This is a genomic window from Hansschlegelia zhihuaiae, from assembly GCF_004103825.1.
GTDB lineage: Bacteria > Pseudomonadota > Alphaproteobacteria > Rhizobiales > Methylopilaceae > Methylopila > Methylopila zhihuaiae.
Genome location: NZ_RYFI01000004.1, coordinates 57,359 through 83,723, shown reverse-complemented (window position 1 = coordinate 83,723; position 26,365 = coordinate 57,359). Strand labels below are relative to the sequence as shown.

The following is a 26,365-nucleotide window of genomic DNA, read 5'->3' as shown; positions in this document are numbered from 1 at the left end:
GCGTCGGCGCGGACGATGAAACATAAGCGACGGAAAGGTCCGCGGATTCAGCCGCGGCTGCGTTCAGCCGGCGGAAAGTCAAATACCGCCAACGAAGCGGTCAACCGCCTCGCCGGCCGTGAGTCTTGGGAGGACGTTGAATGCTGAAGTCGTTCGCCGCCGCGGCGGCCGTGTTAGCCGCTATCGGCTTTGGTTCGGCTTCGGCCGCGGACTATCCGACCCGCCCCGTGACGATGATCGTGCCGTTCGCGGCCGGCGGCCCGACCGACACCGTGACGCGTCTCGTCGCGGAGTCTATGTCGAAGGATCTCGGCCAGCAGATCGTCGTCGAGAACATCGGCGGCGCCGGCGGAACGCTGGGCGCGGGCCGGGTCGCGAAGTCCGAGCCGGACGGCTACACGCTCCTGCTTCACCACATCAGCATGGCGACCAGCGCCACGCTCTACCGCAAGCTGCCCTATGACACGCTTGGCGGCTTCGAATATGTCGGCCTCGTCACCGAGGTGCCGATGACGCTGGTGGCGCGCTCGGACTTCGAGCCGAAGGACCTCAAGGCTTTCATCGATTATGTGAAGGCCAACAAGGACAAGGTGACCTACGCCAACGCCGGCGTCGGCGCGGCGAGCCATCTCTGCGGCCTGCTCTTCATGTCGAAGATCGAGACCCAGATGACCACCGTCCCCTACAAGGGCACGGGGCCGGCGATGACTGATCTGGTCGGCAAGCAGGTCGACACGATGTGCGACCAGACCACCAACACGACGAACCAGATCAAGGGCGGCAAGATCAAGGCCTACGCCACGACCACGACCACGCGCGTCTCGTCGCTGCCGGACGTGCCGACGGCCGCCGAGGCCGGCCTGCCTGGCTTCGAGGTCAGCATCTGGCACGGCATCTACGCCCCGAAGGGCACCTCGCCCGAGATCGTCAAGAAGCTGTCGGCGTCGCTCCAGAAGGCGCTGAAGGACCCGCTCGTCGTGAAGCGCTTCGCGGATCTCGGCACAACGCCGGTCTCCGACGCGGACGCCACGCCCGAGGCTCTCAAGGCGAAGCTCACCTCCGAGATCGACCGCTGGGCGCCCGTGATCAAGGCCGCCGGCGTCTACGCCGATTGACGACGGCCTGACGCCGCGGCCTCGCGCGGCGTTCCTTCCTCGTCCGTTCCGCTTCAGCGAAGAGGCCGCTCCCATGCAGATGGACACCCGCGAGGTCGCCTGCGGCGCGATCTTCGTCGTCACCGCGGCGCTCTTCGCCTATGGGACGGTCGACTTGCCGATGGGCTCGTCGATCCGCATGGGGCCAGGGTATTTCCCGCTGATGCTCGCCGCGATCCTCGGCGTCCTCGGCTTCGTGATCCTGCTGAAAGGCTTCGGGCGCGAGCAGTCGCCGATCGGCGGGATTCCATGGCGCGGCCTCCTCTTCATCCTGGCGGGGCCGATCATCTTCGGCCTGACGGTCCGGGGCCTCGGCCTCGCGCCGGCGATCGCCCTCGTCGCGGCGATCGCCACGCTTGCGAGCAGCAAGGCCACGCCTGTGCTCATCGCCGCGATCGTGGTCGGCCTCGTGGCCTTCTGCGTCATCGTCTTCAGTTACGGGCTCGGCCTGCCCTACGCCCTGATCGGACCGTGGGTCGCTCCGCTGGTCCCCGGCGTCTGAGAGGAGAGCCCCATGGAGCTGCTCGACAATCTCTACATCGGGTTCCAGGCGTCGCTTGCGCCCGTCAACCTGTTCTACTGCTTTCTCGGCGTGCTGCTCGGCACGCTGATCGGCGTGCTGCCGGGGATCGGCCCGACCGCGACGATCGCGATGCTGCTGCCGATCACCTTCGGACTGAAGCCCGAGACCTCGCTGATCATGCTGGCCGGCATCTATTACGGCGCCCAGTATGGCGGCTCGACCACCGCGATTCTGATCAACCTGCCGGGCGAAAGCTCGTCGGCCGTCACGGCGATCGACGGCTACCAGATGGCCAAGCAGGGCAGGGCCGGGCCGGCGCTCGCCACCGCGGCCCTCGGCTCGTTCTTCGCGGGCTCGGTCGCGACCGTGCTGGTCGCGGTGTTCGCCGGGCCGCTCACCGAGATCGCGCTGCAGTTCGGGCCGGCCGAGTATTTCTCGCTGATCTTCCTCGGCCTGATCTCGTCGGTCGCGCTCGCCCATGGCTCGGTGATCAAGGCGCTCGCCATGATCGTCCTCGGCCTGCTGTTCGGCCTGGTCGGCACCGACGTGACCTCCGGCGCCCAGCGCTTCACGCTGGGCATCCCCGAGATCTCCGACAAGCTTGAATTCGTCGCGGTCGCGATCGGCGTGTTCGGCCTCGCGGAGATCCTGAGGAACCTCGAGAACGAGCATGACCGCGACGTCATGGTGACGAAGATCACCGGCCTTCTGCCTTCGAAGGAAGACTTCAAGGCGATGGTCGGACCGGTGCTGCGCGGCACGGCGCTCGGCTCCGCGCTCGGCATCCTGCCCGGCGGCGGCGCGATCCTGTCGTCGTTTGCGGCCTACACGGTCGAGAAAAAGATCTCCAAGCATCCGGAGAGGTTCGGCAAGGGCGCGATCGAGGGCGTCGCCGGACCCGAGTCGGCCAACAACGCCGGCGCCCAGACCTCGTTCATCCCGATGCTGACGCTCGGCATCCCGGCCAACGCCGTGATGGCGCTCATGGTCGGGGCGATGATCATCCAGGGCATCCAGCCGGGGCCGAACGTCGCCGTAGAGCAGCCGTCGCTGTTCTGGGGCGTCATCACCTCAATGTGGATCGGCAATCTGATGCTGGTGCTGCTCAACCTGCCGCTGATCGGGCTGTGGGTCAGGCTGCTGACGATCCCCTACACGATCCTGTTCCCGGCGATCCTGGTGTTCTGCTCGATCGGCGTGTTCTCGGTGAACTCGAACGTGTTCGACCTCTACACGGTCGCGTTCTTCGGCTTCATCGGTTACGTGCTGGTCAAGCTCGGCTGCGAGCCGGCGCCGCTGCTGCTCGGCTTCGTGCTCGGCCCGATGATCGAGGAGAACCTCCGGCGCGCCATGACGATCTCGCGCGGCGACTGGACTGTGTTCTTCACCCGTCCGCTGAGCGCCACGCTGCTCGTGATCTCCGTCCTGGTGCTGCTGGTCGTCTTCCTGCCGTCCGTCAGGAAGAAGCGCGAGGAGGTTTTCGTCGAGGAGGACTGAAGCCGGCTGGACAGCCGGGGCCGGCTTTGTTACATCCCCGCCGCGGCCGCCGAGCGGCCGCCAAAACCCTCCGGTTTTCCGGGCGCATAGCTCAGTTGGTAGAGCAGCTGACTCTTAATCAGCGGGTCCTAGGTTCGAGCCCTAGTGCGCCCACCAAGATCCTCTTGGTGACACGTCCCGGCCCAGGGCGACATTCCGACAAACCGCCCTGTTTCGTCCTCCGGGCGAGGCGCTTTCGGACGCCTGCTCGGCGTCCCGGCGTAAATCTGCAGCATCCGGGCTGTCTTGGCGGAGCCGAGCGCGCGCAGCCTGCGCATGAGTCATTTCTGGCGTCTGCGCCCTCGATTTCTCCGTCGGCGCCTCGCGGACGCCGCCATGTTCATCCCGACCCGCGACTCGCTCACGATTGGCCAGAGCTGGGTCGTTCTACCGATCTTTGATCACGACGTTCGTCTGGCCTTTTTCGATCTGGTCAATCACGAGGAGCTTGACCACGTCGGGACCAACATTTGCTCCTTTGTGCCACTGTTCGACAGCCTCCAGGATGAAATCGCCAGTTTTGAAGATCGCCGTCTTACCGGTGACCTCGTTTGAGACGCCGAGCGTTCCGGCGAGGACGTAAGCGTAACGCTGGAAAGGATGCTTGTGGACTGGAAGTGTTGCGCCGGCCTGGATTTCATAAGTCGACACGATGACCTGGACGTTTTGCTGAGGCAGGACAATCGGCTGTCCGCTCGACGTCGCCGACGTCTCAAAGAGGGGCGTCACAACCACAGCTGGAGTCTGATCCAACGCCGCAGCAGGCGTCACGACTAGAATAAGGCTCGCAAAGATCGACACATTCTTGATAAGTCGCATCTCTATCTCCGAATATGTGTGAAGTGTGCTGGGCCAATGTCCGAACGGACAAACTTTCGTTCGTTCGGAGGTCTTGAGACGCCTCCGACAGGACACGCGGCCAGTTCTTAATGTCCCGTGACACGCGCTCTGGAATCTGCCGTCTCGCGGCGTTCGGATCGAGGCGCTGCAGCGCTGCGATCCATCGCTGCGCGGGCCCGGCCCGGGGCGACACTTGATGCATCCCCGTCGTCAAACGGATAAAGTCCGCCGACCGACACGGGTTGGGGCAGACGCATGACTCTCGCACGATCCTGGAACAAGATTCGCTCGATGGGTGGCGGCAAGCGTCGCCGGAAGCTCAACGCCGAGCGGTCGGGGCGGATCGCCGCCCTTCCGAGCGCCGCGCCGGCGGAGGAGCCGCAGGCCGTGACAGTGGCGGACGCCGCCCCGGACGCGCCGAAGCCCGTTCCGCGGTCGCCCTATGAGGGCCTGCCGGCCCGCGCCTTCTGGCGGTCGGGCGTCACGGAGCAGCACCCTCTCCGGGTCGCGGATCTTTACCGCAAGAAGTTCGCGCTCTCGCCGAGCCACCAGATCGCGACCGCCGGCAGCTGCTTCGCGCAGCATATCGCGCGGCGGCTGAAGGGCGCCGGCTATTCGATCGTCGACCGCGAGCCCGCACCGCTCGGATTCGACGCCGCGGACGCCCAGCTCTACGGCTACGGGCTCTATTCCGCTCGCTACGGCAACATCTACACGGCCCGCCAGCTGCTGCAGCTCGCCCGCGAGGCGTTCCGCGAGTTCGAGCCGGCCGTGCCGGTGTGGCGCAAGGGCGAGCGCTTCTTCGACGCGCTCCGCCCTTCGGTCGAGCCCGAGGGCCTCGCCAGCGCGGAGGAGGTCACGGCCCACCGCGCCGCGCATCTGAAGCATGTCCGGGGCATGCTGAAGCAGGCCGACGTGATCATCTTCACCTTCGGCCTGACCGAGACCTGGGAGCACCGCGCGAGCGGCACCGTCTATCCGACCGCCCCGGGCACGATCGCGGGTCGCTATGACCCGGCGGTCTTCGCCTTCCGCAACCTCACCCATTCCGAGGTGCTGGCCGACTTCCTGGCCTTCCGCAAGCGCGTGCGCGAGGTCAATCCGACGGTGAAGTTCCTGCTGACCGTCTCGCCGGTGCCGCTGACCGCGACCGCGAGCGGCGAACATGTGCTGCCGGCGACCATCTATTCGAAATCGGTGCTGCGGGGCGTCGCTGGCGAGCTCTACCACCGCTTCGACGACGTCGACTATTTCCCGTCCTACGAGATGGTCGCAGGGCATCCGTCGCGCGGCTTCTTCTACGAGCCCAATATGCGCGCGGTCGCGAACGCCGGCGTCGACGTCGTGATGCGCGCCTTCTTCGAGGCGCATGGCATCGAGGCCGCGCCGCGGGCGGCCGCCGAGCCGCGCCCGAAGGGCGACAGGGAAGGGGGCGGACGCCGCAAGGGCGGCGGCAAGCGCTCCAAGGACGACGTGGTCTGCGAGGAGATGCTGCTCGAGGCCTTCGCCAAATGAGGCTCTGCTTCATCGGCAATTCCCACATCGTCATGGTGAAGTCCGCGTGGGACGAGTTCGCCAAGTCGCATGCCGACCTCGAGGGCGAGTTCTTCGCGGCGTCTGGCTCCAAGATGAACGGGCTCGAGCTGCGCGGCCGGTCGCTCGTGAGCGATAATCCGTCGGTCGTCGACCAGCTCAAGGCCACCTCGGGCGGCAGGACCTCGATCGACGTCGACCGCTATGATGGCTTCGTGCTGGTCGGGCTCAATCTTGGCCTCGTCAACGTGCTGCGCGTCGGCCAGGACCATCGGACGGTCGCGACCGTCGGCAAGGCGCCCTTCGGGCATCTCTGCTCGGACGGCGCCTTCGACCTCGCGGTGAAACGGCAGTTCGACGCCGCGTCGTCCCGGCGCATCGCCGAGATGATCCGGTCGGTCGACCAGAAGGTCCCGATCGCCGCAGTGCCGACGCCGCACGCCTCGCGCGGCATCACCGGGCGCTCGAACCAGTTCTGGGCGGACGCCGAACTGCTGAGCGCGCGGGCGGAACAGCCCTGGCGCGAGCAGCTGGAGGACTTCATCCGGGCCTGCGGCGTCGCCTTCGTCGAGCAGCGCGAGGAGACGCTCGACGGGCGCTACTTCACCGAGCGGCGATTTTCTGTCGGATCGGTGCGTCTGCGCGGCATGACGGAGCGCGTCGAGGAGGAGTTCCGCCACATGAACGCCGACTACGGCGCTTTGGTCTTGCAGGATGTGATGCCGCATTTCGGCTCCGCGGCCTGAGCCGGCGGCGCCCGGCGTTTTGACTGCGCGCCGCCGGGGGCTAATCTCGCCGCGCCCTCATAGCTGACCGGCGGGTCGATGACGACGCCAGACCAGACCTCGTCGCACCGGATGATCGTCGGGATTTGCCTGGCGCTCGCCGCGGCGGCCATCGCGGTTTGGGGGTTTGCGGTGTCGGCGGGCGCCGCGGGGCTTGGACCGTCCGCCATGACGCCGAACGCCGGGATCGCGATCCTCGCGGCGTGCGGCGGCTGGTTTGCGCTGCAGCGGCGATCCCGGGCCGCGACGATCGGCGGTTACGCGCTCGTCTCCGTCGCCGCCGCGATCTCGATCGCGACCCTGGTCCAGCACGTCGCGCGGATCGATCTCGGCGTCGACACGCTGATCGGGCGCGAGCTCATGAGTCCGGCCACCGGACATCCTGGTCGACCGAGCGCCGCCGTCGGAGTGTCGCTCCTGCTCGCGGCGATCTCTATCGCGTTGACCCGCTTCCGCTCGGCCCTCGTCGAGGAGCTCCGGCAGTTCGCGCGGATCGCCGGCCTCGCCCCGCCGCTCTTCGCGTTGGCGCTGCAGCTTTACGATCCGGCGGCGCTCGACGTGATCGACGGCTTCGAGCAGACGGCGCTCAGCACGTCGCTTGCGCTCACCCTCCTGCTGCTCGCCGTCGGCTTCGACAGAGCGGCGGCGAGCCTAAGATGGCAGATCGCGAGCATTGGCGTCGTCACGGTCGCGCCGCTGGTCGCGCTGACCGTGCATTTCGCGAGCGCCGAGCGGGAGAGCGCGCTCGCGGCCGCGAGCGAACGGCTCGCCGCGACCGCGCGCATCGGCGCCGAACGCCAGGACGCCGTGATCGCCCAGACGCGCCAGATGCTGTCCTTTCTGGCGCGGTCGAGCGCGATCCGGTCCTTCGGACCGACGTGCAATCGCGAACTGGCCGAGAACCTGACGCAGATTCCCTTCGTCCGCTCGCTTTCGGTGATCGACCGCGCCGGCGTGGTGCGCTGCGCCGACCAGGCGTCCAAGCTGCCGCTGCAGGTCGCCGACCGCGACTATGTCCGGGACGCCTTCGGAACGGGGCGGTTCACCGTGAGCGGCTTCATCATCTCGCGCGCGAACGGCATGCCGCGCATCGCCGCCGCACTGCCCGCCCCCGAGGGCGACGCGGCCGAATTCCTGGTGGTGGCTTTCCTAGATCTCGAGGCGCTCGCCGGCCCGCTCGCGGGCATCGGCCACGGCGAGGAGCGGGGCGAGACGGTGACGCTGGTGGACAGGGGCGGCGTGGTCATCGCGCGCGAGCCGCGCGACGACAACCTCATCGGCGTCAATCTCGCCGATGCGACCTTCGTGACGCAGGCGCTCGCCAATCCCGGTCAGCCATTCGAGGCCGCCGAGCTCGGCGGCGAGGCGACGGTCTACTACGCAAGCAGGGTGCTGGACGGCGAGGGCACGCTGATCGTCGGCATGCCGAGACGCGAGGTCGTCCGGCCGGTCGACAAGCGGCTCAACCACCGGCTGCTGCTCATCAGCGGCATCCTGGCGGCGTCGCTCGCGCTCGGGGTGCTGGGCAGCGAAACGCTCGTGCTGCGCCCCCTGCGGCGTCTGACCGCCTATGCGGGCCGACTGGAGGACGGCGACCTCGCCGCGCGTCCCGATGTCAGGGCGACCGGCGAGGTCGGGGCCCTCGGCCGGGCGCTCGCCGTCTCGGCCGCCGCCATCGAAGACCGCGAACGGCGTCTCGCCGAGGCCGAGGCGCTGTTCAGGGGGCTGTTCGACCATTCGCCGGATTCCAAGGCCGTGATCCGGGTCGAGTCCGATGGCGGGTTCCGGGTTGAGACCTGGAACGCGGCGGCCGCCGCCGCCACCGGGCTGTCGCCCGGCGAAGTGGTGGGTCGCTCGCCGCACGAGGTGTTCCCGGGCTCCCGCGGCGAGGCGATCGAGCATGATTTGAGGCGTACGCTCGCGCTTGGGCGCGTCACGACCATCGAGCGCGAGCCCGTCGTGCAGGGACTGCCCACCGTCTTCGAGATGGTGCAGGTGCCGCTGCGCGGCGCGGACGGCTCGATCGAGCGGATTTTCCTCAGCGCGCGCGACATCAGCGAGCGCAAGCGCGTGGAGCGCCTGAAGAACGAGTTCGTCTCGACCGTCAGCCACGAGCTCCGCACGCCGCTCACCTCGATCGCGGGCTCGCTCGGGCTGCTGTCGGGCGGCGCGGCCGGCCCGCTGAGCGACCGGGCCCGCCACCTCATCACGATCGCGCACTCGAACAGCCTGAGATTGGTCCGGCTCATCAACGACATCCTCGACATCGAGAAGATCGAGGCCGGCCGGATGACCTTCGACCTCAGGTCGCTGGTCGTGACCGATGTCGTGGCGCAGGCGATCGGAGGCCTCAAATCCTACGCCGACGAGTACGGGGTCGAGGTCGAGCTGGCGCCGCGCGGCGACGAGCTCATGGTCTATGGCGACGAGGACCGGCTCACCCAGGTGGTCACCAACCTGCTGTCGAACGCCATCAAATATTCGCCGCGCGGCGGGCTGGTCACGGCGTCGATCTTCGCCGAACGGGATGCGGTCGCGATCGTGGTCAAGGACTGCGGTCCGGGCATTCCGGAGGCGTTCCGCGGCAGGCTCTTCACGAAGTTCGCGCAGGCGGACGGCTCCGACAGCCGCCGCAAGGGCGGCACGGGGCTCGGCCTCGCGATCGTGCGCGAGATCGTCGAGCGCCACGCCGGCGCGGTGACCTATCGGACCGAAGCGGGCCTCGGGACCGAGTTCGAGGTCCGGCTGCCCCGCCACGTGATGCGGGACCGAACAGCGCCGCCGGTTCTCCCAGAACACCCCGCCCGTCCGAAGATCCTGATCTGCGAGGACGATGCGCTGATCGCCGCGATTCTCGCCGAGCAGATGCGCGACGTCGGCTTCGAGGGCGTCACCGCCGACACCATGCGCGCCGCCGTCCAGGCCGTGGGCCGCGACGAGTTCGAGGCGGCGCTGATCGATCTCAGCCTGCCGGACGGCGACGGCCTCAGCCTGATCCGCGCGCTGCGCGCACTGCCGAAGGGTCGAAACCTCCCGGTGTTCGTGGTGTCGGCGGATGCGGAGCGGGGGCGGCGCGACGTGCGGGCGGCCGATCTCGACGTCAAGGCATGGCTCGAGAAGCCGGTCGACACGGGACGCCTTCTGAGACTGCTGCGCCAGCGCGTCGGCGCTGCTCCGCGGCCGCGCATCCTGCATGTCGAGGACGACCGCGACCTCTGCAACGTCGTCTCCGCCGCGATCGCGCCGATCGCGGAGGTCGTGTCGGTCACCAGCGTGGCGGGGGCGCGCCGCGAGCTCCAGGCCGGAGAGTTCGACCTCGCCATCCTTGACGTCGCCCTCGAGGACGGTTCTGGCCTCGAACTGCTGCGACTTCTGAACGGCGCCGACGGCGCGCGCCGGACGCCGATCATCATCTTTTCGGCGCGCGACGCGGAGCGCGAGGTCGTCGCCCAGGCCGAGGCGGCTCTCACCAAGTCCCGAACGTCGCTCGGCGCCCTGGTCGATGCGGTCCGCAGGGTGGTGGGCGAAGCCGAGGCGGCCGAATCTCCGCCGAAACGGTCCTATGGCTGATCTCCCGCCCGCCGCTCTGGAGACCGACGCCTACGGCGCGCGTGAGGTTCATTTCAGGGCCGAGCGGGCCCTGGTCGTCGCTTTGCCGATCGTCTTCTGAGCCTTTCCTTCGGCTTCGAGCGCCTTGCCGCGGGCCTGCACGGCCTTCTCGCCGGTCGCCTTGCCGGCGGCCGCCTTCGTCTTCCCCGCGACCTCCTTGGCCGCGCCCTTGACCGTATTCTTGTTGACCATCTCGAGCGATCTTCCGGGTCGAGGCCGAAGTCAGAGCACGAAGCGTCCAAGAACGACCCCGACCAGCAGAGCTGCGCCGGCGGCCGCGAGCGGGTTGCGGCGAATCTGCGCTTCGAGGGAGCCCATGCGATCGTCGAACTCGTCGGTCGCGGCCTCGTAGGCGGCCGAGCTCTTGCGGGAGGCGCGCCTGACATGGGCCGCGCCGGACGCCGAGTTCCGGTCGATCGCGTCTCCGATGTCGGCGCCGGCCTTACGCGCCTGCGACGCGGCGCGACGGCCGGTCGATCCGACGGCTTCCGTCATCTCATCCGCCTTGCCGGTGGTTCTGCGCGTCTCCATTGGGCCGCCTTCCGTCAAAAATCACGGTCTTCTTGACCGCCTTCGAAAAAATCAACGTCCGCTGCGCGCGGCGGTTCCGCGCGGCCGCCCGTGAGCGCCATGAGGTCGCTTGCGGAGCGCGAGCCGCGATCCTATAAGGGCCGCCGCCGGCTCGGAGTGTGGCGCAGCTTGGTAGCGCACCTCGTTCGGGACGAGGGGGTCGCAGGTTCGAATCCTGCCACTCCGACCAGTCGGCTCAGTATGTGTTCCGTGCCTAATGTTACGGAAGCCGTTACGATAACGGGGCACCAAAAAGCCTTCGGCGGCTTCTTCTGGAAGTCCCGGTGGTGGCGTCGCGGACGGACTGCAGCGCCTCATCCGTGATGTTGTAGAGCCCGACGACGCCTCCCATAGATCCACTCCGTTCTGCATCGAGGATTCGTCGATCGACGAGCCGCAGCTCAGGCCAACTTCGGCCTAAACCGCTACGCCTACGACAGTCCCACCTTGACCGGGCGTCAAGGTGAAAAACCTCACGTGCTCAGACCGCAGATGTGCGTGTCCCGGAGATCGAAATTCAGGCGCCGACGTTCGCCGTCTCCGGAGGACTACTCGGCGGCTATCGCGCTTTGCTGCGGGTCGCCCATATGCGCGGCCTTGAACTGCGCCACGATCTGCTGAACGACGGGATGCAGGACATGGCGCATGTCGGCGCGCCATGCCGTCTTCTGGTCGACGTTCGTGGCGATCTCGTAGCTCGGGAAATAAATGATGTCGTCGTAAGCCGATGTGATCTCGTGGGCGACCGTCCTGAGCGTCGCCTTCGACGCGGCGTTCGCCACCAGCACATCCTCGGACTGGAAGGTGCCGCCGAGGGGGACAGGAGACACGGTCAGGAATATCTTCGGGTTCCTGACGCAGTGGGTCCGAATGAGGCGGTAGATGCCCTCGACGTTGTCCATGTTCTGCTTGAAGTCGAGGACGTGGATCTCGATCGGCGCCTTTCTCGCGACCTCTCGCGGCGTCGGCGAGGCGTTGCGGTAGAGACCGGAGGCGGGGTCGAAGGCAGCCTCGGTCAGGCCGAGCGTGAGCACGATCGCGTCGGCCTGCTTGACCGACTGGAAGTCGTCATAGAAACGCCGTCGGCGGCCGATGATCGCCTCGACGGTGCCGCTGTAAACGCTGTGATGATGCCCGTCCATGAAGGTCCCGCCCTTCTGCGGGATCAGCAGGGCGTCGTCAGGAAGAACTTCGGGGCCTTCCAGGATGCGTCGGAACTCGAGCAACATCGACGCCGTGTTGAAGCGGTTCGTGAGCTGGGATTCGTACACCCCTTGGTCGAGCTCGGGCAGCTCCTGCGGTCGGCTCAGGACCGTGAACCCTTCCTCCTGGAAGACGGTTTCGATCCGGCGCGCAAAACAGGAGCCCATTGCGGAGACGCTCGCACCGGCCGGGACCTTCACGTCGGTGCGGGGCCGCCAGATGGGAAGAGTGGCGCGGCCGATGCGCTGGCAGGCGTCCGTGGGCGAGTCGCCGGCGTCTCCCTTGCCCCAGCGCCAGTTCGGGTTGCTCTTGAAATTGGCTGCGTATTCCGTGCTCGAGATCACCTTGCCAACCATGGAAAGCCACCCCCTTCGACATTTCGGGTTGGTTCAACCTCTAGTTCGCGTCATTAGTGTCTAGCCTACCCATAGCCGCTCCACGGTTGCAACAAAATCGCTTGCATCAAAGACACGAGCCCGACCCTCGCCGGGCCTTGATCTTGAAGTCGGCTTTGCTGTTCGGTTCGACTGTCTCCGCCCAAGTCACGATCTTTTGATTGTCACGCGCGGCAGAGTCGGGACATCCCGCGTCCAAGACCTCAGCGATCCTGGCGGCGACTGGAAGCCGGCGGTGACTGGCAATCCGTGGGACGGCTACGTCAGGCCGGCGATCCCCAAAGCCCGGCCCTGCGGACACCTATCGGGATCGATGCGCAGGCCAACGAGGACGCCGAAAAGGAGACGCTTTGGCGCGAACCGATCACGACGTTCGCCATCGTGTTCTCGTTTTTGCCGAGGAGAAACAGGAGCGTATCCAAAACTGTTTGTTCGGGACGAGAGGTCGCAGGTTCGAATCCTGCCACTCCGACCAGTCGGCTCAAAGGGTTAGGAGACGGGGCTTTCGCGAGCGCCCCCGAAACCGCCCGAAGACCTGTTCAGACCGCATGGCGACGCCCTCTGGAAGTCCGGACGGGTGATGGCCGTGGCGCTCTGCAGATCACCCCAATGTGGCGCTTCGGGCGCGGAAGAATCCTCCGGCGGATCGTTACCTTGGCCGCTTGGTCTTCAAGCCCCTTTCTATCGTTGGCCGCCTCCCGCGAGGTCGCCCATGAGCGCCGGATCTTGCCGATAGGGTCGCCGGATCTCCTCAGTGAGCCCGTCTCTCATTCGACCGCCACAGGACATAGTCCCGCCGTCTCGGGCCTTCGGGCCGTCTGCGCGCTCACCTCGGGCGCCAGCGCTCGGCCTCGACTCGGACTTTGGCGCAGAGTGAAAGGACATGGCGCGCCACCTGGACATACTCCGCTCCAAGCCGCCCCACCACGTTCCGGTTCTCTTCCGGAGGCAGCGCGATTTGATACGGCGCGATAATGCCAAGTAGCTTCCTAAGCTCGTCGATCATCTTGAAGAACTGTCTTGCCGTGTTTGGCGACGATCGAGAGGTCAAAACGGCGGTGTGATTCGGAGGCTCCAGGGCAAAGCGGCACATTTCGGGAAAGGAGATGCTGGCAGGCGCTTCGCCCGCCTCCAAAGCGGGAGCAAGATCAGGGTTGCGCTCAAGCATCGCCTCGATACGCGGTGAGAGATCAGCCGCAACCCGTTCGGCCAGAACAGCCAGCTCGCCGTCGGCGGCCTCCCACTCGGCTTGAGAGCGCTCTTTCGCTGTTAACATCGCGCTCTTGTGCTGCGCGCTGCTGCTCAGAATTTGCCATATGAGAGCGCTCGCCACGGCGACGGCCGCCACCGCGGCGATCAAGCTTCCATAGGTCGCGAGATAAGGTTCGGTCGCTACGGGCGGCAGAGAGGAACCGACAAGCATGCTCCCGATCAGGAGGCCGGCCGTGAAACCGACAGCCGCGGTTCCTGCAACAATCGATTTCCCGGCCATCGCGGCTGCGCCCTTGGCTACATGGTTGTGCGACTAACGGGCATATGTCGGCTGAAGGCGCAATGCTGGTCTCGACTTTGTCCGACGCTGCGCCCGGTGCGACACGTTACTTGTCTTGCTAGAGCTGAGCCGCATCAAACCTGCTGAACGCCTTGTTCTGGAAGACCGCGTCAAACCAGCGTAGCGTTCCGTCCGGGTCGCGGCCCTCACTGAGGATTATCTCGTACAGAATATAGTCTTGCTCGTACATAAAGTTCGCCAATTCATGAAACAGCGGCGTTTCAGGACCATAAGATCGCCGCATCCACGTTTCCACCAGGACGAATTTGTTCTTTTTAAGGGTTTCGACGGCTCCCTTCAGGATCCTGAGTTCTGACGCTTGAGTGTCGAGTTTTATGAAATCCGGAGCGCGTAGCCCCTTTGCTGCTACAATATCGTCCATTCGAGCATAGTCGCACTCAATGAGCGGAATATCTTTCCGCCGATCCGCGTCCAGCAACAGGATGCTGCTTCCGACGCCCATGTTTCCTAACAGCTTGATATTGTCTGTCTTATTCTCGTCAGACAGGGCCACTGGGTGCAAGCCATAGTCGCGTATTTGAGAAAAGCGTACAGCGTCGTCGACGGGTTTGTACCTCCCGACCAATGGTTCAAACAACTCAAAACGCGCGCCGGGCAGCACCCTTTGGGCTTCGATGGACCAGCGGCCAATGTTGGCGCCGACGTCATATAGGACGTTCAACTCCCAGCCGTTCTCGCTTAATCTTCTTAGCAGGCTGGCGTGATCTACGACAGACAAGCGAACCTCCGATCAAAGATCGTGTGTTAGGCTGCACGACCTATCAGACACGGTCCCCCTTGGGGCTCAAATGATAGCTCCCCACCCCGGACGAGCCAAGTGAGCCAGCCCTCGGTCTCAAGTCGCCTCCGCCCCTGCGGATTGTCGACCGTGGTTAAACTCGCCCTCCCGAAACAGGAGCGCCCGACCTGCCCGCATCATGGAGCGGCGCGACGGCAGCGGTCGGCGTCGGTCGAGCGTCAGATTCGATTTCATTGGGGCCGTGCCGCGTGACGGCTCGCTTCGGACACGCACTCGCCGGCCGCGTCCCCGAAATCCGCGGAGTAAGTGAGACTTGGTGAGCAAGGCCCGGAGCGAAGCCGGCGGGGCATGCGCCCCCGCCGGCTCCGTCGCAGCGCTTATTTCGGCACGGTCGCGACATAGGTGAGGACGGAGTCCCACAGGTCGCATTTGTGCTGGGCCTTGAACTCGGCGTCGCTGATCACCGTCGAGAACGGGATGTTCAGCTCCATGATGCCGAGCCGGTTGGGCGCGCCCCTGTAGCGCGGCCAGGGGCTTTCGCCGCGGCCGTTCGGATTGCCGGTCCAGGCGAAGTTTGACCAGGCCTCGACCATCTCGTCCGACAGCTTGTGCTGCTTCTTGGTGAGCTCGCGTTGGATGCCCTGGTCGCCGCCATGCCAGCCCGGGAACAGGTAAGGCAGTTCGGCGGTGTGATAGGCGAGGGCTCGGAAGCCCGGCATTTTGGGGAAGAAGGTCGGCGCCGTCCGGTCGGCGAACTGGTACATGAAAAGCGGCGTCTGGCTCGCCAGCACCCGGTTGTCGTTCCGCTTGGTGCAGAGCGTGATGTCGCTGCCGATCGCGTTGAGCGCGAAATACGGCGACTCATAGGCCGAGAGCGGATAGCGCTTCTTGACTTTCTGCTGCGTCCCCGAAGAGTACTGGGCGCCGCCAAAGCCCGCGATCCGCGCGTCGTAGTCGGCTTCCGTCGCCGGCGTCTGGCCGGGGCGGAAATATTGCGCGACGCCGAGGCCGAAGGCGCCGTCGTCATACACGCCCCCGCTCAGAACCGGCATCTTGTTGAAGTCGCCGGACGCGACCCTGGCGAGCATCGGGCCCGGAATGATCTCGCCGTCCTCGATCGGCCCGGCGACATAGGCGCTGTTCGCGCTCGCCGTTCCGGCGAGGTCGAAGATCTGCTGGGCGCTCAGCTTGCGCAGGCATTTCGCGGTCTGGGCGTCCGCGCCGTTTCCGCAACCCGCGGCCGCGGCCATGTTGACGGCTCTGGTCTCCGCGGTCGCCAGCGGAATGCTGGCGAAGATGCCGCTCTGGAGGATCGCGCGGTGGAACAGTCCCTTGAACAGCGGCGAGGTCATGCCGATCACGGCGTCGATCGAGCCTGCCGACTGCCCGCCCAGCGAGACGTTGCTTTTATCGCCGCCGAACTTCGCGATGTTGGCCTGGACCCATTTCAGCACGGCGAGCTGGTCCAGGATGCCGTAATTGCCGATCGGATGACCTTCCGCCTTGAGCGCCGGATGGGCGAAGAAGCCCACCAGGTTCATGCGGTAGTTCATGGTGACCACGATGGTCTTGCCGTCGCGCGCGAGCTTCGAGCCGTCATAGCCGTCGCTCGCCCCGTCGACATTGCCGCCGCCATAGATCCACACGATCACCGGCAGCTTGCCGCCGCCGCGCAGATGCGCGTCGGGCGCGAAGACGTTGAGGTAGAGGCAGTCCTCATTGGTGTTCTGCGGGCCCGCGAACGGCCCAAGCGTCGTCACCTGGAGGCATTGCGGGCCGAAGCTGGTCGCCTCAAGCGGCTTGCTCCACGGCTCCGGCTCCTGCGGCGGCGTCCAGCGCAGCGCGCCGACCGGCGGCTTGGCGTAGGGGATGCCGAAGAACTTGGCGACGCCGTCTTCGACGAAGCCGCGCACGTCTCCCTTGTCGGTCGCGACCCTGGGTCCGAGCGCCGGGGCGGGCTGCGGCGCGGCGGACGCCGCCGCGGCGAGCGTCGTCGCCAAGCCGAGCAGCGCCGCGGCGAGGATGGCCTTCGGCCCACCTCGAGAACCACCGATTTTCGTCATTTCCTCCCCCTGTTCTTTCTTGTCTTGGGGCCGCGTCAGAGCGGACGCGCGCGAGCGTTCGCCGCGGCGATTTTCCAGCCGCGTCGGTGCGAACGCTCGGCGGTGAGCGAACTCGATCTTCGCATTCAGAGAACTGGCGGGCAGGGGCGCAAACCTGACGATGGAAAAAATTCCGGCTGATTCGTCAAAAGACGTAACGCTCGGCCTTGTCGCGCCCCATCTCTGGGAAAAGACCTTCCGGGAGGAGAAAGTGCCGTACAACGTACTGAGTCGAACAGGCGATCGCCCTCGCACCGCCTACTGCATGTCCGCCGCGGAGGCGGCCGAAATGGTCCGCAAACTCACCGCCGACGGCGCCGGCGCGATCCGTGTGGTGTCGACCGAGGGCATAGTGGTCCCGACCGAACGCCTCGAGCTCATGGAGCGCGCGGAGCGGCAGGCGGGTTTTGACCAACGGCCGAGGGCGACCGGCTGAGGCGAGCAGCCGTCTCCTCCCCAAACGAAAAGGGCGCCGCCCTTTGAAGGCGGCGCCCGATCCACTAGGCGGCCTGGCTGCAGGCGATTAGTTCAGCAGCCGGCCGTTTTCCAACTGCGCGCCCACCAGCCGCTCGTCTGCGTTGGCGTGCGACTTGCCGTTGAGCGCGCTCCAGAGCGGGACCGTCTCCTGGATGCGGCGGAACTCCGCGAGCGCCTGACCGACCACCTGGTCCATATTGTAGTAGCGGTAGGTCGCGAGACGGCCCACGAAGTGGACGTTCTCGGTCTCCATCGCGAGCGCCTGGTATTTCTTGTACAGCGCCTGGTTCTCCGGGCGGGGGATCGGGTAGTAGGGATCGCCCGTCGCCGACGGATATTCGTAGGTGATGGTCGTCTTATGGTGCTCCTGGCCGGTCAGGTGCTTGTATTCCGAGATCCGGGTGTAGTCCTCGGTCATCGGATAGTTCACGGTGCCGACCGGCTGGTACTGCTCCTGGTCGAGTGTGACGTGCTTGAACTTCAGCGACCGGTAGGGCAGGCGGCCGAAGCGGAAGTCGAAGAACTCGTCGATCGGACCCGTGAAGATCAGCCGGCGATGCGGGATCTCGTCGCGGATTTCGCGATAGTCCGCATTCAGCATGATCTTGATGTTCGGGTGGTCGAGCATCCTCTCGAACATCCGCGTGTAGCCATGCTTCGGCATGAACTGATGCGTGTCCGTGAAGTAGCGGTCGTCCGTGTTGGTGCGCGTCGGAACGCGCGAGGTCACGGACTTGTCGAGCTCCGACGGGTCGAGCCCCCACTGCTTGGTGGTGTAGCCGCGGAAGAACTTCTCATAGAGCTCGCGCCCGATCTTGGACACGACGACGTCCTCGGAGGTCCGGATCTCCTCGACCGGCTCGGCGCGCGAGTCGAGGAAAGCCTGCGCCTCCTCATCGGTCTTCAGGTCGAGATCGTAGAGCGCGTTGATCGTCGTGCGGTTGATCGGGATCGGGACGAGCTTGTCGTCGATCCGCCCGAGCACGCGATGCTCATAAGGGCGCCACTCCGTGAACTTCGACAGGTGGTCGAAGATCGCGTCGGAGTTGGTGTGGAAAATGTGCGGCCCGTACTGGTGCATCAGCACGCCGGCGTCGTCATGCCGGTCGTACGCGTTGCCGCCGATATGGGGCCTGCGGTCGATGATGAGGACGGACTGGTCGCGTTCGGACGCGATCCTTTCCGCCAGGACGCTGCCTGCGAAGCCTGCGCCGACGATCAGCCAATCATACACGGAAGGTTTCCTTTCCCGGATTAGCCCCTTCGGAACGTGCGTGACGACGGTCATGCGCCTTCACCACAAGCTCGTAGATCCTTTCGAACGTTTGATCCCACGAGGACTCCGCGAGCTTCTGATCGACCCGCTCGAGCCAGGGACCGCGCTGCATCGCCATCAGCTCTTCGGCCGATTTCACGACGGAGGCGGCGTCTTTCGCGATCTCGACATATTTCTCGTCCCCGTAGGAACGGATCACGTCGTGGATCGGCGTCGACACGACCGGCACGCCGGCCGCGAGGAATTCGGGCGTCTTGGTGGGGCTGATGAACCGCGTGGATTCGTTTAGCGCGAACGGCATGAAGCCGATGTCCCACCCGCCGATATAATCCGGCAGGCCCTTGTAGTCTCGACTGCCGAGCCAGTGGATATTGTCGGCTTTCGGCAGGTCAGCCGGGTCGATCTTCACGACCGGCCCGATCATGATGAATTGCCAGTCCGGCTTCGCGGAGGCGACCTCACGCAGCAGGTCGACGTCGAAGCGCTCGTCGATCACGCCGAAGAAACCGAGCCGCGGATGCGGGATCGAGGCCTGGTCGTCGGGCTCCTTCCGGTCGGGCGAGCGGCCTCGGCCGAAATGGCTGGTGTCGATCGAGCTCGGAAAGGCGTGAATGTCGTGGTGGCGGTGCTTCTTGGCCTCGAACAGGCTGTGGCCGCCGGTGAACACGACATCGGCCCGGCCCATCATCTCGTCTTCGAGGGCGAGCAGCTCGGGGGGCGCGCCCTTGAAGGCCGAGAGCTCGTCCATCGAGTCGAAGGCGATGACGTCGGCGTCGAGGTGGCGGCTGAACAGCAGCGCCATTGGCGTATAGTACCAGAAGATCCGACGCTTGGTCGTGAGCCCGGCGAGGTGTTTGTCGACGAGCTGGCGCTGGGCGAGCACCTTGCCGCTGTCGCTCAAGCCATGGGGCAGCACGGGCACGCCGACCTCGATTCCGTCGCTGCGCGGTGTCAGCCGCAGCTCGGATTCTGTCACGTCCTCGAAAATCGGCTCTTCAATGAAGACGACCTTATGCCGCTTTGCGAACCGACTCAGCAGGTGTTGCGGACGCTGATAGACAAAATCCCACCTAAGATGGGAAAAACACACGACGGTCGCGTCTTCTACTAGTAGGGGATCATCCGATCCGATATTCGGCGCAAGGTTTGCCGTCGTTTGCATTGCGTCTCCCACGCGTTAGTGAATGACGCCCGATCGATATCAAACGCGGTGTGAACCGAAACTGAATGGCGATGCTCGAGCTGGCCCCGCTCGGCCGGGCGACGCATCCGAAACAATTGATCGTGAGACGCGGTTCCCCGCGGCCGAATTTATGTACGGAACCGCACATTATATGCGGCGCATCGTGCGGATGGCCGTGGAGCCCCATATTGGACGGCGCCTGCGAGGGGAATTCGAGGAGATCAATTTGACCACCAGCGTCCTGCCTCAGGAGGCCGGCCTCCGGAGCTTTTTCCTGGCCGGGTTCGAATGCGCCACGCAGCGCCGCGCCGACGGAAAGCGTCTGGATCTCTTGGCTTCCACCCGCCACGACGCGCATGTCGCGAAGGACTATGCGCGGATCCGAGAGCACGGCATGCGGGCGGCGCGCGACGGCATGCGCTGGCACCTGATCGAGACGGCGCCGGGCTTCTATGACTGGTCGAGCGTCGCGCCGATGGCCTCGGCCGCCGCGGAAGCCGGCGTGCAGGTGATCTGGGATCTCTGCCATTACGGCTACCCGGATGGGCTTGACATCTGGAGTCCGGCGTTTCCCGAGCGATTCGCTCGTTTCTCCAAAGCGGCCGCGAGGTTCCTGGCCGAGCAGGGGGATGAGGTCCGGTATTTCTGTCCGGTGAACGAGATGTCGTTCTGGGCCTGGGCCGGCGGCGACATGGGCCGCTTCAACCCGACCGCGCGCGGCCGGGGCGACGAACTGAAGCGTCAGCTCGCGCGGGCGACGATCGCGGCGGTCGACGCCGTCCGCGAGGTCGACGCCCGGGCGCGGTTCATCGTCGCGGAGCCGTCGATCAATGTCGCGCCGAACGGCGACAGCGAGCAGGCGATTGCCGACGCGGCGAACTATTGCGAGGTCCAGTTCGCCGCCCACGACATGCTGGTCGGCCGCCTCAACCCCGAGCTCGGCGGCTCGCCCGACAAGCTCGACATCGTCGGCGTCAATTTCTATCCGGACAATCAGTGGGTCCTCGGCGGCCCGCCGATCCCGCTCGGCCAGTACAACTACCGGCCCTTCCGCGAGATGCTGAAGGAGACCTGCGAGCGCTACGGCCGCCCCGTGATCGTCTCGGAGTTCGGCGCCGAGAACACCGCGCGGCCGGCTTGGCTCTATTACGTCGCCCAGGAGGTCGCCGCAGCCCGCGAGGCCGGCGCGCCGGTCGAGGGCATGTGCTTCTATCCGGTGCTCGACTATCCGGGCTGGGAGAACGACCGCTGTTGCGATGTCGGCCTGTTCGGCGACGCAGACGCCAATGGCGACCGCTGCGTCTACGCCCCGCTCGCCGAGGAGCTCAGGCGCCAGCGCGTCCGGTTCGAGGGCGAGTTCGCGGCGGCCAATGACGAGCGCATGACGCCGCTGCGGCGCGAGGCCTCATGACGGATGCGACCTTAGGCCAGGACGTCCGGCAGGAGCTCCGTGGGATCGAGCTTCCTTACGAACCTGAGCGGATGAGGGAGGACGACGACCTCGCGAGGTCGATGCGGTCGCCGCTCGCCTTCCTCTGGCGCTACGTCAAGATCTGGCCTGGGCACTTCATCGGGCTCTCGGCCGTCGTGGTCGGTGCTTCGCTCAGCGGCATCGCCTCGCAATACGGCATGAAGCTGCTGGTCGACGCGATGGAGAAGCCGCCGGCCGGCAACACGGCGGTGTGGTTCGCGCTCGCCTTCTTCGTAGGCCTGTTCGCCCTCGAGGCGGCGCTCTGGCGGGTTTCCGGCTGGCTCGGCTGCCGCACCTCGGTCGGCGTCGGCGTCGACATCCGCCTCGACCTGCTGAACTACGCCACCGGCCACCCAATGCGCTTCTTCCAGGAGCAGCGGGCGGGGTCGCTCGGTCATCGCATTACGGCGACGGCCGGCGATTTCTCGGCGATGATCAACAAGCTGACCTGGAATTTCGCGCCGCCGATCGTGAACTTCATCGGCGCCTTCGCGATCTTCCTAACGATCAATGTCTGGATGGCGCTGGCGCTGGCCGGCTTCGCGGTCGCGATCACGGCGGGACTCTATTTCTACAGCGTGCGCGGGCGTCCGCTGCACCGCAAATACGCCGAACTCGCCGGCACGACCGGCGGCGAGATGATCGACGTTCTCACCAACATCTGGGCGGTGAAGGCGTTCGCAGCTGGCGCGCGGGAGCGCACGCGGCTCCGCTACACCTTCGACACCGAAGCCACGGCCCAGCGCCGCAGCTGGATGTTCACCGAGAAGGCGCGCGTCATCCACGACGTGCTGCTTTGGATCATGGCCGGCTCCATGCTGGTCTGGGCGCTCCTGCTCTGGAAGGCGGGATCGGTGACCGCGGGCGACGTCGTGGTGGTGTCGACGCTGGTGTTCCGCATCCTGCACGGCTCCCGCGATCTCGCGGTCGCGCTCGTCGAGATCGAGCAGCATGTCAACTATCTCGGCGAGACGCTGCGGGTCGTGGGCGTGCCCCACGAGGTGGTGGACGATGAGGACGCCAAAGCCTTCAAACGAGGCGGCGGCGCGATCCGCTTCGAGAACGTGACCTTCGGATACGCCGAGACGAAGCCGGTCCTCCGGAACTTCACGCTCGACATCCCCGCCGGCCAGAAGGTCGGCGTCGTCGGCCCGTCGGGCGCCGGCAAGTCCACCATCATCCACCTTGTCCAGCGGCTTCATGACATCCAGGCGGGGCGGGTGCTGATCGACGGCCAGGACGCGAGGACGCTGACCCAGGAATCGCTGCGCTTCGCGATCGCGGTGGTGCCGCAGGAGATCTCGCTGTTCCACCGGACCGTGATGGAGAACATCCGCTTCGGCCGCCCGGAGGCGACCGACGAGGAGGTCCGCGAGGCGGCGGCCGCGGCCCACTGCCACTTCATCGACGACCTGCCGCAAGGCTACGAGACGATCGTGGGCGACCGCGGCGCGAAGCTTTCGGGCGGCCAGCGCCAGCGCGTCGGCATCGCGCGCGCGATCCTTAAGAACGCGCCGATCGTGATCCTCGACGAGGCGACGTCGGCGCTCGACACCGAGTCGGAGATCGAGGTCCAGAAGGCCCTCGACCGGCTGACCAAGGACCGCACCGTCATCGCCGTGGCGCACCGGCTGTCGACGCTGACGAGCTTCGACCGGATCGTCGTCTTGATGAACGGGCGGGTCGCCGAGGACGGCTCGATCGAGGAACTGCTCAAGAAGGAGAAGGGCGTCTTCGCTCGGATGTGGGGCCTGCAGATCCGCGGCATCTCGGTCGACGTGGCGCTCGAGCAGCAGCACGACGATTCCTGAGGATAGCGCTGCCTCCTCCACCATGCTTCGCATGGTTCCCCTCCTCCGCTTGCTTGCGGAGGAGGATCGGAAGCGGCGCCGTCAGCGCCTCACCCGCGGCAGCGGTGGAGGGCGTGACCAATCTCGTTGGCGGCTATCGCCGTGCAGCCACTATGAATGGCACCCGCAGGACGCCGCTTCGAGCCGCGCGGCGTCGCGGATTTCGATGCGTCCGCGCTGGCAGCGGACCGCCTGCTCGCCCTCGAGCATGTGGAGGCCCGTGGTGACGCTCGCCCGGCGCACGCCAAGCAGTTCCGCGAACTGGTTGTGGGTGATCTCGATCGGCCGGTCGCCGAGCAGCCGCGCCGCCTGGAGGAGCCAGCGCGCGAGTCGCTGCTCGACCATGTGCAGGGCGGAGCAGGCGCAGAGCCGCTCGGCCTCGGTGAAGCGCGCGAGCGCATAGTCGTCCAGTTCGCGGCGCAGCCGGGGCCGCTCCTGCGCGAGCGCGACCAGCGCGGAGGCCTCGAGCGCAAGGCCCCGCACCGCGGTCAGCGCGAGCGCGTCGGCGGTCGCATATTCAGCGCCGAACGACACTGTGTGGCCGACCAGCCCGCCGGGACCGATCAGCCCCGCCTCCGCCGATCCGCCCCCCGGCGTGCGCGCGATCATCGCGACCAGCCCGTCCGTGATGAGATGCGCGGTCGAGAGCGCGTCGCCCCGCGCGAACAGCCTCGCGCCGCGCGGCAGCGCGAAGGCCCGCGGCTCGGCGCCTGCGAGCCCGAGATCGGCGGCCGTGAGCGCGGAAGGACGTCCGTCGACCGTGACATCGAGCGTCCGGCGCTGCATGCGTCCGCCCCCCCGCCATGCGCTCCGTCAGATCTGGTAGACGAAGCCCGCCATCGCATTGTCGCCGATGTCGCGCATCTCGGCGAGCGTGTGTTCGTCGAGGATTCGCGACATCGCGTCCCGCACGTCGAGCATCAACAGGCGCACCTGGCAGGTCCTGACGTCCTGGCAGTCCTCGCACGGCACATAGGCCGAGCGGCTGGCGCAGGAGATCGGCGCGAGCGGGCCGTCGAGCGTGCGGATGATCGAGCCGATCGTGATTTTCTCGGCCGGCCGCGCCAGCATGTAGCCACCGGCCTTGCCCTTCTTGCTGGTCAGCATGCCGGCGTTGCGCAACTCGCCGAGGATCGCGTCCAGAAACTTCTTCGGGATCGCGTTGCGGCCCGCGACGTCGGCCACGAAGGTCGATTGGCCGGGGTCGAGCCGCGCGAGATCCACCATCGCCTTCAAGCCGTATTTGGCCTTTTTCGTCAGCATCGCCGTGCTTTACCAGAAACTGTGCGACCGATATGCGATCGGCGCTCCGGCCACAATATAGCCACTCGACAAAGCTGGGGGGATAGCGGTCCGTCAGTCCGACGCGCCCTTGAGGATCTTCCAGACGCCGGTCGCCGCGGCGGCCGCCCGGTCGCCGACCATCAGCGCGCCGCGCAGGAACACCAGCGAGCGGGTCGCGCGCACGATCTCGGGCGCCATCTCGGCGAATTCGCCCATCCGGACCGCCGACAGGAACTGCATGTCGAACTGGATGGTGACGCAGGCCCCCCCCCCCGCCGCATCCCAGGCCGCGACGCCAAGCGCGCGGTCGGCGAGCGTCATCAGCATGCCGCCATGAACGACGCCGATGAGGTTCGCGTGCTTGGGCTGCGCGGTGAACGCGAAGGCGCGCAGACCGTCGGCTCTGCGGCGGACATAGAGCGGGCCGACATGGTCGATGAAGCCCTTGTCCTCGAAGCGCTCCCAGCCGAGCGACTCGGGGGCCGGCGCGGCGGCGGGCCGATCGTTCATGCGGAGACCATGATCATCAGCCGATCTCACCCCAGCGGCCGCCGGCGCGCAATGTCCGCAATGGCGAATCGGGGTCGCGGCTGCGATGGTCGCGTCCGGAGGACGCTTGAGCACGTTCCGCTTCATTCACGCCGCCGATCTGCATCTCGGCAGCCCGTTCGCGGGGCTCGCGCGCGCCGACGCCGAGAGCGCCGAGCGCTTCGCGCTCGCCACGCGCGAAGCGTTCTCCGAACTCGTCCGCCGGACGATCGAGCTCGAGGCGGCGTTCCTCGTCATCGCGGGCGACGTCTATGACGGCGAGTGGAAGGACAACTCCATCGGCCTGTTCTTCGCCCGCGAGCTGGCGCGGCTCGACCGCGCGGGGATCCGGGTCGTGCTGCTCAAGGGCAACCACGACGCCGACAGCGTGGTGACCAGGACCATCTCGCTGCCCGAAAGCGTGCTGCAATTCGCCTCGCGGAAGCCCTCGACGCTCCGGCTCGACGGGCTCGACGTCGCGCTGCACGGCCAGAGCTTCGCGGAGCGCGCGGCGCCCGACAATCTCGCGCGCGCCTATCCGGCGCCGGTCGCGGGCTGCTTCAACATCGGCGTGCTGCACACCTCCTGCGCGGGCTATGCGGCGCACGAGCCCTATGCGCCATGCTCGCTCGATGACCTCATGCTCAAGGGCTACGACTACTGGGCGCTCGGCCATGTGCACGAGCACGAGGTGCTGGCGCGCGACCCCTGGATCGTGTTCCCGGGCTGCCTGCAGGGCCGCAACGTCCGCGAATGCGGCCCGAAGGGCGCGGCGCTCGTCGAGGTCGAGGACGGCCGGGTGAGGGCGGTCGAGCGCCTGCTGGTCGACCGCGCGCGCTGGGCGAGCGTCGAGGTCGACCTGTCGGGCGTCGGGGACGAGCCGGAGGCGCTGAGGCTGGTGGAGCGGGCCGTCGAGCCGGTCGCGGCCGCCGCGGAGGGCCGCACGGTGGCGCTGCGCCTGACGCTCTCTGGCGCGACGCCGCTTCATGGCCGCTTCGCCGCCGATCCGCGCCGCCTCGCCGCCGAGGCGCAGGCGGCCGCTCATCGCGTCGAGGCCGATCTCTGGCTCGAGGAGCTGAAGCTCCGGACTGGGCCCCCGGCCCGCGCCTCCGAAGCCGCTCCGGAGCTCAAATCGCTCGACCTGTCCGCGTTGATGGCCGGGCTCGACGACGATGCGGAGATCAGGGCGCGGGTCGCCGACGCGGTCGCGGCTGTCGCGAACCGGCTGCCGTCGGGCATAGACGCCGCCGGCCTCGCCGAGGAACTCGACGGTCTGATCGCCGAGGCGCGCGCACTGGCGCTCGGCCGGCTCGGGGCCTGAGGCCCATGCGTCTGCTTCGTCTCGACCTCGAGAAATACGGCGTCTTCGAAGGCCGGTCGCTCGACTTTAGGCCGGACGCGAAGCTCCACGTCGTCTTCGGGCCGAACGAGGCGGGCAAGAGCTCGGCGCTCGCGGCGGTCTCCGACCTTCTGTTCGGTTTTCCGGAGCGAACCGATTTCGCTTTTCGGCATGCGACGGGAAATCTCAGGCTTGGCGCGCACATCGTGGCGGCCGATGGCCGAGAGGCGACTTTCCGCCGGCGAAAGGGACGCGCCGGCACAATCCTCGACTCCGACGACAAGGCGCTTCCAGACGATCTGCTCGCGCCTTTCCTCGGCGGGCTTTCGCGCGAGGTCTTCGAACGCGCCTTCGGCCTGACGACGCGCGCGCTGCGCGAAGGCGGCGAGGCCTTG

General features: G+C 66.7%; 23 protein-coding genes and 2 tRNA genes. 13 read left to right on the top strand and 12 right to left on the bottom strand.

The features are described from left to right. Positions 1-140: 140 nt before the first annotated feature. The 4 genes from EK403_RS05760 to EK403_RS05745 all read left to right on the top strand — a co-directional run bounded on the left by EK403_RS05760 (position 141) and on the right by EK403_RS05745 (position 3,330). Positions 141-1,115, top strand: a complete 975-nt coding sequence (locus EK403_RS05760) for a tripartite tricarboxylate transporter substrate binding protein BugD (protein ID WP_128776552.1) — start codon at positions 141-143, stop codon at positions 1,113-1,115. Between the two features lie 73 nt (positions 1,116-1,188). Further along, positions 1,189-1,656: a tripartite tricarboxylate transporter TctB family protein gene (locus EK403_RS05755; RefSeq protein WP_128776551.1), complete on the top strand. Its 468-nt coding sequence runs from the start codon at positions 1,189-1,191 to the stop codon at positions 1,654-1,656. A 12-nt stretch (positions 1,657-1,668) separates the two neighbouring features. Continuing rightward, entirely contained in the window at positions 1,669-3,174 is a 1,506-nt protein-coding gene (locus EK403_RS05750) for a tripartite tricarboxylate transporter permease (protein ID WP_128776550.1), read from the top strand. Between the two features lie 80 nt (positions 3,175-3,254). Beyond that, positions 3,255-3,330, top strand: a tRNA-Lys gene (locus EK403_RS05745). A gap of 270 nt (positions 3,331-3,600) precedes the next feature. Here EK403_RS05745 and EK403_RS05740 read toward each other — a convergent pair. After that, the gene (locus EK403_RS05740; RefSeq protein WP_128776549.1) at positions 3,601-4,032 is read right to left on the bottom strand and encodes a cupin domain-containing protein; all 432 of its coding nucleotides are present in this window, start codon (positions 4,030-4,032) and stop codon (positions 3,601-3,603) included. A 276-nt stretch (positions 4,033-4,308) separates the two neighbouring features. On the opposite strand from EK403_RS05740, the gene EK403_RS05735 reads away from it, so the two are divergent. The 3 genes from EK403_RS05735 to EK403_RS05725 all read left to right on the top strand — a co-directional run bounded on the left by EK403_RS05735 (position 4,309) and on the right by EK403_RS05725 (position 9,941). Beyond that, on the top strand, positions 4,309-5,568 hold the full coding sequence (locus tag EK403_RS05735; protein WP_245479533.1) for a GSCFA domain-containing protein: 1,260 nt from the start codon (positions 4,309-4,311) through the stop codon (positions 5,566-5,568). Then, positions 5,565-6,332 carry a hypothetical protein gene (locus tag EK403_RS05730; protein WP_128776548.1) on the top strand — a complete coding sequence of 256 codons (768 nt, stop codon included), beginning with the start codon at positions 5,565-5,567 and terminating at the stop codon, positions 6,330-6,332. The genes EK403_RS05735 and EK403_RS05730 overlap by 4 nt, the downstream gene beginning before the upstream one ends. 78 nt (positions 6,333-6,410) lie before the next feature. Beyond that, entirely contained in the window at positions 6,411-9,941 is a 3,531-nt protein-coding gene (locus EK403_RS05725; RefSeq protein WP_128776547.1) for an ATP-binding protein, read from the top strand. A 48-nt stretch (positions 9,942-9,989) separates the two neighbouring features. On the opposite strand, the gene EK403_RS05720 is transcribed toward EK403_RS05725, so the two are convergent. Further along, positions 9,990-10,172, bottom strand: a complete 183-nt coding sequence (locus tag EK403_RS05720; protein WP_128776546.1) for a CsbD family protein — start codon at positions 10,170-10,172, stop codon at positions 9,990-9,992. 30 nt (positions 10,173-10,202) lie between these two features. Next, positions 10,203-10,511 carry a hypothetical protein gene (locus EK403_RS05715; RefSeq protein WP_128776545.1) on the bottom strand — a complete coding sequence of 103 codons (309 nt, stop codon included), beginning with the start codon at positions 10,509-10,511 and terminating at the stop codon, positions 10,203-10,205. A gap of 152 nt (positions 10,512-10,663) precedes the next feature. Between EK403_RS05715 and EK403_RS05710 the strand changes: the two genes are divergently transcribed. Next, positions 10,664-10,740 (top strand) — tRNA-Pro (locus EK403_RS05710). A 358-nt stretch (positions 10,741-11,098) separates the two neighbouring features. Here EK403_RS05710 and EK403_RS05705 read toward each other — a convergent pair. From EK403_RS05705 to EK403_RS05690, 4 genes are all read right to left on the bottom strand, one after another. Further along, positions 11,099-12,109 carry a GSCFA domain-containing protein gene (locus EK403_RS05705; RefSeq protein ID WP_128776544.1) on the bottom strand — a complete coding sequence of 337 codons (1,011 nt, stop codon included), beginning with the start codon at positions 12,107-12,109 and terminating at the stop codon, positions 11,099-11,101. An 865-nt stretch (positions 12,110-12,974) separates the two neighbouring features. Next, positions 12,975-13,640 carry a hypothetical protein gene (locus EK403_RS05700; protein ID WP_128776543.1) on the bottom strand — a complete coding sequence of 222 codons (666 nt, stop codon included), beginning with the start codon at positions 13,638-13,640 and terminating at the stop codon, positions 12,975-12,977. Between the two features lie 118 nt (positions 13,641-13,758). After that, positions 13,759-14,439 (bottom strand): FkbM family methyltransferase, encoded by a 681-nt coding sequence (locus EK403_RS05695; protein WP_128776542.1) that lies wholly within the window; start codon positions 14,437-14,439, stop codon positions 13,759-13,761. A gap of 398 nt (positions 14,440-14,837) precedes the next feature. Next, positions 14,838-16,523, bottom strand: coding sequence for a carboxylesterase/lipase family protein (locus EK403_RS05690; protein ID WP_128776541.1), 1,686 nt, complete (start codon positions 16,521-16,523; stop codon positions 14,838-14,840). 160 nt (positions 16,524-16,683) lie between these two features. Here EK403_RS05690 and EK403_RS05685 point away from each other — a divergent pair, with 160 nt between their 5' ends. Beyond that, on the top strand, positions 16,684-16,998 hold the full coding sequence (locus EK403_RS05685; protein ID WP_128776540.1) for a hypothetical protein: 315 nt from the start codon (positions 16,684-16,686) through the stop codon (positions 16,996-16,998). A gap of 87 nt (positions 16,999-17,085) precedes the next feature. Here EK403_RS05685 and glf read toward each other — a convergent pair whose 3' ends face one another. Both glf and EK403_RS05675 read right to left on the bottom strand, forming a co-directional pair. Next, positions 17,086-18,273: a UDP-galactopyranose mutase gene (glf, locus tag EK403_RS05680; protein WP_128776539.1), complete on the bottom strand. Its 1,188-nt coding sequence runs from the start codon at positions 18,271-18,273 to the stop codon at positions 17,086-17,088. Continuing rightward, positions 18,266-19,291, bottom strand: a complete 1,026-nt coding sequence (locus tag EK403_RS05675; RefSeq protein WP_245479532.1) for a glycosyltransferase — start codon at positions 19,289-19,291, stop codon at positions 18,266-18,268. The genes glf and EK403_RS05675 overlap by 8 nt, the downstream gene beginning before the upstream one ends. Before the next feature lie 433 nt (positions 19,292-19,724). Between EK403_RS05675 and EK403_RS05670 the strand changes: the two genes are divergently transcribed. After that, on the top strand, positions 19,725-20,909 hold the full coding sequence (locus EK403_RS05670) for a glycoside hydrolase family 1 protein (RefSeq protein WP_245479531.1): 1,185 nt from the start codon (positions 19,725-19,727) through the stop codon (positions 20,907-20,909). After that, on the top strand, positions 20,906-22,780 hold the full coding sequence (locus tag EK403_RS05665; RefSeq protein ID WP_245479530.1) for an ABC transporter ATP-binding protein: 1,875 nt from the start codon (positions 20,906-20,908) through the stop codon (positions 22,778-22,780). The genes EK403_RS05670 and EK403_RS05665 overlap by 4 nt, the downstream gene beginning before the upstream one ends. 150 nt (positions 22,781-22,930) lie before the next feature. On the opposite strand, the gene EK403_RS05660 is transcribed toward EK403_RS05665, so the two are convergent. From EK403_RS05660 to EK403_RS05650, 3 genes are all read right to left on the bottom strand, one after another. Further along, positions 22,931-23,605 carry a Crp/Fnr family transcriptional regulator gene (locus EK403_RS05660; protein ID WP_128776537.1) on the bottom strand — a complete coding sequence of 225 codons (675 nt, stop codon included), beginning with the start codon at positions 23,603-23,605 and terminating at the stop codon, positions 22,931-22,933. A gap of 27 nt (positions 23,606-23,632) precedes the next feature. Beyond that, positions 23,633-24,082 (bottom strand): RrF2 family transcriptional regulator, encoded by a 450-nt coding sequence (locus tag EK403_RS05655; protein WP_128776536.1) that lies wholly within the window; start codon positions 24,080-24,082, stop codon positions 23,633-23,635. Between the two features lie 93 nt (positions 24,083-24,175). Next, the gene (locus EK403_RS05650; protein WP_128776535.1) at positions 24,176-24,613 is read right to left on the bottom strand and encodes a PaaI family thioesterase; all 438 of its coding nucleotides are present in this window, start codon (positions 24,611-24,613) and stop codon (positions 24,176-24,178) included. A gap of 106 nt (positions 24,614-24,719) precedes the next feature. Between EK403_RS05650 and EK403_RS05645 the strand changes: the two genes are divergently transcribed. Together EK403_RS05645 and EK403_RS05640 are read left to right on the top strand one after the other, a co-directional pair. Further along, on the top strand, positions 24,720-25,952 hold the full coding sequence (locus EK403_RS05645; protein ID WP_128776534.1) for a metallophosphoesterase family protein: 1,233 nt from the start codon (positions 24,720-24,722) through the stop codon (positions 25,950-25,952). 5 nt (positions 25,953-25,957) lie between these two features. Further along, positions 25,958-26,365, top strand: a 408-nt coding sequence (locus tag EK403_RS05640; protein WP_164919507.1) for an AAA family ATPase, incomplete at its 3' end; no start/stop codon positions are given.

Bases quoted from the DNA above. Each gene is read 5' to 3' on its own strand.
- EK403_RS05655 (WP_128776536.1), bottom strand. From the start codon at position 24,082: ATGCTGACGAAAAAGGCCAAATACGGCTTGAAGGCGATGGTGGATCTC.
- EK403_RS05725 (WP_128776547.1), top strand. From the start codon at position 6,411: ATGACGACGCCAGACCAGACCTCGTCGCACCGGATGATCGTCGGGATT.
- EK403_RS05720 (WP_128776546.1), bottom strand. From the start codon at position 10,172: ATGGTCAACAAGAATACGGTCAAGGGCGCGGCCAAGGAGGTCGCGGGG.
- EK403_RS05700 (WP_128776543.1), bottom strand. From the start codon at position 13,640: ATGGCCGGGAAATCGATTGTTGCAGGAACCGCGGCTGTCGGTTTCACG.
- EK403_RS05690 (WP_128776541.1), bottom strand. From the start codon at position 16,523: ATGACGAAAATCGGTGGTTCTCGAGGTGGGCCGAAGGCCATCCTCGCC.
- EK403_RS05750 (WP_128776550.1), top strand. From the start codon at position 1,669: ATGGAGCTGCTCGACAATCTCTACATCGGGTTCCAGGCGTCGCTTGCG.
- EK403_RS05755 (WP_128776551.1), top strand. From the start codon at position 1,189: ATGCAGATGGACACCCGCGAGGTCGCCTGCGGCGCGATCTTCGTCGTC.
- EK403_RS05660 (WP_128776537.1), bottom strand. From the start codon at position 23,605: ATGCAGCGCCGGACGCTCGATGTCACGGTCGACGGACGTCCTTCCGCG.
- EK403_RS05705 (WP_128776544.1), bottom strand. From the start codon at position 12,109: ATGGTTGGCAAGGTGATCTCGAGCACGGAATACGCAGCCAATTTCAAG.
- EK403_RS05740 (WP_128776549.1), bottom strand. From the start codon at position 4,032: ATGCGACTTATCAAGAATGTGTCGATCTTTGCGAGCCTTATTCTAGTC.
- EK403_RS05730 (WP_128776548.1), top strand. From the start codon at position 5,565: ATGAGGCTCTGCTTCATCGGCAATTCCCACATCGTCATGGTGAAGTCC.
- EK403_RS05650 (WP_128776535.1), bottom strand. From the start codon at position 24,613: ATGAACGATCGGCCCGCCGCCGCGCCGGCCCCCGAGTCGCTCGGCTGG.
- EK403_RS05715 (WP_128776545.1), bottom strand. From the start codon at position 10,511: ATGGAGACGCGCAGAACCACCGGCAAGGCGGATGAGATGACGGAAGCC.
- EK403_RS05735 (WP_245479533.1), top strand. From the start codon at position 4,309: ATGACTCTCGCACGATCCTGGAACAAGATTCGCTCGATGGGTGGCGGC.
- EK403_RS05685 (WP_128776540.1), top strand. From the start codon at position 16,684: ATGGAAAAAATTCCGGCTGATTCGTCAAAAGACGTAACGCTCGGCCTT.
- EK403_RS05665 (WP_245479530.1), top strand. From the start codon at position 20,906: ATGACGGATGCGACCTTAGGCCAGGACGTCCGGCAGGAGCTCCGTGGG.
- EK403_RS05760 (WP_128776552.1), top strand. From the start codon at position 141: ATGCTGAAGTCGTTCGCCGCCGCGGCGGCCGTGTTAGCCGCTATCGGC.